This window comes from Gorillibacterium massiliense (assembly GCF_000455485.1).
Taxonomy (GTDB): domain Bacteria; phylum Bacillota; class Bacilli; order Paenibacillales; family NBRC-103111; genus Gorillibacterium; species Gorillibacterium massiliense.
In genome coordinates this window covers 1-6,136 of sequence record NZ_CBQR020000026.1, presented here as the reverse complement: position 1 = coordinate 6,136, position 6,136 = coordinate 1, and the positions used below count along the sequence as shown (strand labels likewise).

At 53.6% G+C, this 6,136-nt stretch carries 8 protein-coding genes; all 8 read right to left on the bottom strand.

Features of this window, described 5'->3' with window-relative positions; genetic code table 11:
- Positions 1-751: GTP 3',8-cyclase MoaA (moaA, locus tag TJ79_RS03140; protein ID WP_040948837.1), on the bottom strand; the 751-nt coding region annotated here is incomplete at its 3' end.
- Positions 733-1,251 carry a molybdenum cofactor biosynthesis protein MoaE gene (locus TJ79_RS03135; protein WP_052339215.1) on the bottom strand — a complete coding sequence of 173 codons (519 nt, stop codon included), beginning with the start codon at positions 1,249-1,251 and terminating at the stop codon, positions 733-735. The genes TJ79_RS03135 and moaA, both read right to left, overlap by 19 nt.
- A 26-nt stretch (positions 1,252-1,277) precedes the next feature.
- A complete protein-coding gene (gene moaD, locus TJ79_RS03130) occupies positions 1,278-1,508 on the bottom strand; it encodes a molybdopterin converting factor subunit 1 (protein WP_040948836.1) in 231 nt (76 codons plus the stop codon).
- Positions 1,509-2,561: a ThiF family adenylyltransferase gene (locus TJ79_RS03125; protein WP_040948839.1), complete on the bottom strand. Its 1,053-nt coding sequence runs from the start codon at positions 2,559-2,561 to the stop codon at positions 1,509-1,511. It lies immediately after the preceding gene.
- Positions 2,561-3,181, bottom strand: a complete 621-nt coding sequence (mobA, locus tag TJ79_RS03120; protein ID WP_052339214.1) for a molybdenum cofactor guanylyltransferase — start codon at positions 3,179-3,181, stop codon at positions 2,561-2,563. Before mobA ends, TJ79_RS03125 begins: the two co-directional genes overlap by 1 nt.
- A gap of 257 nt (positions 3,182-3,438) precedes the next feature.
- Positions 3,439-4,113: a respiratory nitrate reductase subunit gamma gene (gene narI / locus TJ79_RS03115; protein ID WP_040948834.1), complete on the bottom strand. Its 675-nt coding sequence runs from the start codon at positions 4,111-4,113 to the stop codon at positions 3,439-3,441.
- The gene (narJ, locus tag TJ79_RS03110; RefSeq protein ID WP_052339213.1) at positions 4,110-4,808 is read right to left on the bottom strand and encodes a nitrate reductase molybdenum cofactor assembly chaperone; all 699 of its coding nucleotides are present in this window, start codon (positions 4,806-4,808) and stop codon (positions 4,110-4,112) included. The genes narI and narJ overlap by 4 nt, the downstream gene beginning before the upstream one ends.
- Positions 4,809-4,851: 43 nt before the next feature.
- A partial coding sequence (narH, locus tag TJ79_RS03105) for a nitrate reductase subunit beta (protein ID WP_040948833.1) occupies positions 4,852-6,136 on the bottom strand: 1,285 nt, incomplete at its 5' end.

Genomic DNA, 6,136 nt, shown 5'->3' with positions numbered 1-6,136 from the left:
TGGTGCCGAAGCTGCCCTTCGCCCCTTCCAGCTGGTACATGTCGGAGGGGCCATTGCCTTTTACGGAATCGATGGCTTGGTAGCTCCACCGCTTTTCTTCGCACACCTCGAAAACCCGCTGCAAAGGCAAGTAGAGCGACTTCCACATCTGATCGTGATGCCCGATGGGCATGTACTCGATAAAGCGGACATGGAGATTGGTCTCCATCGTGAGATGAAGAAAATCGCCAATCTCGTCGTCATTCATGCCCTTCATGAGCACGACGTTCAGCTTGATCGGGTCGAGCCCGGCGGCGATGCAGGCATCGATGCTGTTCAGCACCTTCTTCACATCTCCACCCCGTGTAATCATTTTGAAGCGGTCTGCGTGGAGGGAGTCCAAACTAATATTCACACGGGTGAGTCCCGCTTGCTTAAGCTTTTCCGCCTTTGGAGCGAGATAAATCCCATTGGTGGTAAGAGCAATGTCCTCGATTCCCGGGATAGCGGACAGCATGCCCACCAGAACCTCCAGCTCTTTGCGCACAAGGGGTTCTCCCCCGGTAAGCCGCAGCTTCCGCACGCCCATTCCGGCCAAAACCCGAACGACTTCCGTAATCTCTTCATAGGAAAGGATTTTGTCAGTTGGCTCGAATTCCATCCCTTCCTCCGGCATGCAGTAAACGCAGCGCAGGTTGCAGCGGTCGGTTACCGATATCCGCAAATAATCATGGACGCGTCCGAAAGGATCGATTAAAGATTGTTCCGCCATCTTCCATCATCTCTCTTCCTGTCAATCTTGCCGGCGGTGTCGTCGATTAGGGGTCTGCCTTCGCGGTATTCGTGGGCGCCGGATTGATCGCCGATCCAGACGGATCCGTCGTCGCCGTGTTCTTTTTTCCAGATCGGGACAATTTGCTTGATGCGCTCGATGATGAACTCGTTAGCTTCATATGCCGCTTTCCGGTGGGGCGAGGAAACGGCGATGGCGACGGCGATATCCGAGATGTCGAGCCGTCCGACCCGGTGGGTAACGGCGGTTATCACATCAGGCCACCGGTCCAGCGCCTCTTGGCCGATCCGTTTCAATTGGGCGATGGCCATCGTTGGATACGCCTCATATTCCAAAAAGTCGGTGCGTTTGCCTTTGGTCCACTCCCGAACGGTTCCGAGGAAGAGGGTAACCGCGCCGGCGCTTCTACGCATCACTTTTTGTGTGACTTCATCGGGAATTATAGGTTGATCCGTTAGGGTATACATATCCTCATTCATCGGATAGCCTCCTCATCAAGCTGATTTTACCCTCCGCTGACTGGAGGAAGCAAAGCAACCGTATCGTCCGCACCGATCACCGTTGCGGGACCGGCGAATTCTTCGTTCACAGCGACCATGACAGACTCCAAGGTAAGCAATGGGTAGCGCTGTTTCAGTTCGGCCAACAACTCAGCGGATGTGAGCGGAGCCAAATCCAGTGTCAAGCTGGACGTCCCCAGTTCATCGCGCAAATGGGCAAATAATAAAATCTTCACTTATGTCCCTCCTATCGTTGCCGGTTCGCCCAAATAACGAACATACAGATTTTTCGCCTTCGCAAGATCATCCGTACCATGGATCAAAGCTCTTCCGTCCTTGAAAATAACGAGACGGTGATCATCTTCCACAATCTGCATCAAATAAGGATTACCGGTTACGAGAGGCGTCAATCTGCGGGCTTGATCCACTAATTGGTTCAAATCCAACTGTCCAAGCTTCGGGGGCCTGATCGACACGGTCTTCCTGCCGCAGAGGACCTCCAGTTTCATGGATTCATCGGTTTTTAAATAAGAGTGTATGGGGTGCTCGCCGCAGGTCGGGCAGGCCGCCCTTCTTTGTTGCTCGGTTATCCGGATCGACTGATAATAGTTGCTCCACTGGTCGAATACGGTATAACGTTCCGACATTTCCTCGCGGTTGGCCGTGAGCCATTTCAACACTTCGGCAGATTGCAAGGAAACGACCATCTGTACCGTAGGGGCGATGATGCCGTCCGCATCGCAGGATGCGGCTCTCTCGGGAATCGCCGCTTGCAGGCAGTGCAAGCACGGGGTCTTGCCGGGAATGAAGCTGCGTACCGCACCGTAGCTGCCGGAGCAAGCTCCGTAAATCCACGGGATTCGGTAACGGTAGGCGGCATCGTTGATCAAATAGCGGGTTTCGAAATTATCGGTTCCGTCCACGATGATGTCCACGCCGGAGGTTTCCACCAACTGGGCCAAATCGGCCCCGGTACAATCCATCACGATGGCATTAACGGTAACGGCGGAATTAATCTGACCGAGCCTACGGGCGGCAGCGACTGCTTTTGGTAATTGCTCCACCGCATCCTGCTCGCAATAGAGAGACTGCCGCTGCAGGTTGCTCCACTCGACGTAATCCCGATCGACAATGGTGATGGTTCCGACGCCGGAACGGGTCAATAGTTCCGCATTTCCGGAGCCTAATGCCCCGGCTCCGACGATCAAAACATGGGCGTTTTGCAGCTGGCTTTGGCCGGAATCGCCGATGGGAGCAAATCGCCGCTGTCTGGAATACCGGTCCTCGATCACGATCCTCCCCCTCCTTTGTCCCCAGCCGAAAGAAGCTCCAAATATTGTTCAGGAGTATCTACGTCCCGGGTAAATTTTAGATCGATCCCGGCCTGTCGCCAGTCCTCTTCTTCAAGAGGCAGCCAACGAATGGAATCGAGCAATCCCGAAAGCCGGTAGATTCCCGCATCCATCCGCACCGTGATCTCTTGCAGGAGCGGCTTCGGCCGGTAAACCCCATGGAGCATTTGATGAGAACGTCCCGCCACTGGGATGACTGCGTCATAATGGCTTTTGCGCAATCGCTCCAGCATGAGTTTCGCCGCTCTCGGAGACGGCTCCGGATAATCACAGCCCACTACCCAGGCGAATTCGGTGTCTACCGTTTGAAAAGCGGCCTGCAATCCGCCTAATGGCCCGTTGCCAGGGTGAATGTCTGCCACATAAACGACTTCATTTTTCACATGGGCTTTAATGACATCCGGCGTCTCGGTCACGATGATGATTTTGCGGCATAATTCCCGCATGAGACGAACTTGCCTGACAATGAACCGTTCTTCTTTATATAGCAGCAGCGCTTTATTGTAGCCGTTCATCCGGGAATTGCGGCCCCCGGCTAATATGACGCCTGTCAGCATCGGCTTCCGCCTCCCGTCCACTCACAATTACGTGATCGACTAGCGCGTGATTTATAGAAGTTGAACCGTTTAATGAGTAATGTCGAAGGAGGAACGGAGGACATTTGGACTGAAAGAGCGTCAGCGTCCGCCTTTGTTTTCGGAGTTCATCCGCTAATCATTTCTAATCAAGAAATCCGAAAACAACAGCGGCTGGAAGTCTAAATGCTCCGCAGTTCCTCCATATCGACTGTTACAATCTTTGGTTCAATGCCTGCTTACCCGCGTTTGCGGTAAATCACGTAATTGCGTTTTAAATATTTTAAAGGAATACTCAGCATATGAACAAGCCGGGTAAATGGAAACACCGCAAAGAGCGCTAAGCCTAGAATAACATGAATTTTAAAGGTGATGGGCACCTCTTTCATCAGCATGCCGTCGGGTCTGAAGGTCAACACCCCGCGGATCCACGGCGAGATGGTTTCCCGATAGTCAAAATCCCCGGAGATGTTGAGCAGTGTCGACAGCATCCCGACGATGACAATCAAGGTAAGCATGATAATGGAGAGCATGTCACCGAAGCTGCTTGTTTTCCGTACCCGGGGATTGCCAAGCCGGCGGCAGACTAAGATGATGCATCCGGCAAGGGTAAACACACCGGCCACCGTGCCAAGGGATACAGCTACCATATGATACAGATGGTCATGAATGCCGATGGCTTCCAGCCAATCCTTCGGAATAAGCAGCCCGCCGATATGGCCGAAAACGACGAACATGATGCCGACGTGGAACAGAATGCTGCCCCAGCGGAGCATTTTCTTTTCTAAAATTTCGCTGGATTTCGCCGTCCAACTGAATTGGTCCGTCTGATAGCGGTAATACAGGCCGACAATCAAAACGATGAGGATTAAATAAGGGTAGATCACCCAGAAAAATTGACTTACATTATTCATCGGGACGGCCTCCCTCCGATCGGATTACGTTTCATAGCAGACGGGTCGGCTGGGCCGCCGCCATAACCCGCCGCCGCCCACATGGGACCGCAGCCTGTTACGGTTCCGCCGGGAGCGCACCCTTGGGGAACTTCAAAGTGAAAAGACCCAACGGCAACGCCTGATTTATCCAGAAGATGAAGAATGGCAGAAAGCACATGGTGATAAGGGCTTTCTGCGACGGAGAGAGCTTCTTGAATGCCCTCCAATGCTTTGCGGAAGGACACCAGAAGAGCGGCTCCCTTATCTTTTTCCGCTACTGCCGCGTATTCCAGCACGAGGGGCAAGTAGTCCGGCAGTTCCTCCGTGGAGAGCACCAAATCTTCTTCCTCGTAAAGATCCTTCAGTTGGAGCAGAGCCGGTCCCCGCTCCCGTTCTTCGCCCAATTGATTGTAAGTCAAGTACAGGTTGGTTTTTTTGCTGAAGTCAAAGGTTTTGACATATTGAGCGGTGATGGTTTCGCCGTCCATTCCAGCAAAGCCGGCAAGACAAGCTGCAATCCGGTCGCGGAACGGCCCGGCGGTTCCATCGCTCTCCTCCAGCAGCTCGCTCCATTCCACGAACCGTTCATCCGCCGTTTCCAGCCACTCGTGATCCGGATATTGCAGCAAAAACGAGAACATCATCAAGCTTGAGCGCATCGTCGTCTCGTTCATTCCCCATTCCTCCTTCTCAAGGTCCGCTCCCGCTTTATCGGCATTAGCCGCCGCACGGTCCGGGTCCTCCCATCATATTGGTAAAGCCGCAAGCCCCTTGCTCGCTGTACAAGTCGGCGAACTCTTCCCGATGGGCGGATGGGATAACGAAACGATCTTCGTATTTTGCGATGGCGAGCAGCCGGTACATGTCTTCCACGGCTTTCTCCGTCAGTCCGAATTGTTGCAATAAAGCCGTATCCGGATCTTTCTTCAAGTTCCGCGAACGCATGTGGGAGCGCATGATGGCCATTTTTTTCAGGACGGTGGTAATGACTTCGGTGTCTCCCGCCGTGAGTAGGTTCGCCAAGTACTCCACCGGGATGCGCATATCGTCAATCGCTGGGAAAATATCGTCAGCGGTCGCTGCGGTGCCTTTGCCTTCCACCATGTTGGTGATAGGGCTGAGCGGCGGAATATACCAAACCATCGGCAGGGTCCGGTATTCCGGATGCAGCGGCAGGGCGATTTTCCAGTCGACGACGGTTTTGTAGATTGGGGAATTTTGGGCGGCTGTCACCCAATCCTCCGGAATGCCCGCTTCCCTTGCCGCAGCAATGACGGTCGGGTCGAAGGGGTCGAGGAAAATATCCAACTGTGATTGGTACAGATCCTTTTCGTTCTGAACAGAAGCGGCTTGCTCCACTTTCTCCGCATCATAGAACATGACGCCCAGGTAACGGATGCGGCCGACACAAGTTTCCGAGCAGATGGTTGGCAAGCCTTGTTCGATCCGGGGGAAGCACAGGGTGCACTTTTCCGCTTTGTTGGTTTGCCAGTTGAAATAGACTTTCTTATACGGACAGCTGCTGACGCAGAAGCGCCAGGAACGGCAGGCATTTTGATCCACCAAAACGATGCCGTCCTCATCCCGCTTGTACATCGCCCCAGAAGGACAGCTGGATACGCAAGGAGGATTGATGCAGTGCTCGCAGATCCGCGGCAGGTACATCATGAACACTTGCTCGAACTCCATGCGCACCGCTTCTTCGATTTTCGCCAGGTTGGGATCCTTTTGGCCGGTTTCATGCACCCCAGCCAAATCGTCCTCCCAGTTTGGGCCCCAATTCAACTCCATATATTCGCCGGTAATCTGCGATTTCGGCCGGGCGACGGGCTGGTGCTTGCGCTCCGGACTTTGCTGCAATTTTTCGTAGTCATAATCCCATGGCTCGTAGTAATCGTCGATAGTGGGCTGGTCGGGATTGTGGAAAATATTCATCAGCCGTTTGGCGCGGCTGCCATTCTTCAGCTCCAATTTGCCGTTTTTCAGCACCCAGCCGCCTTTG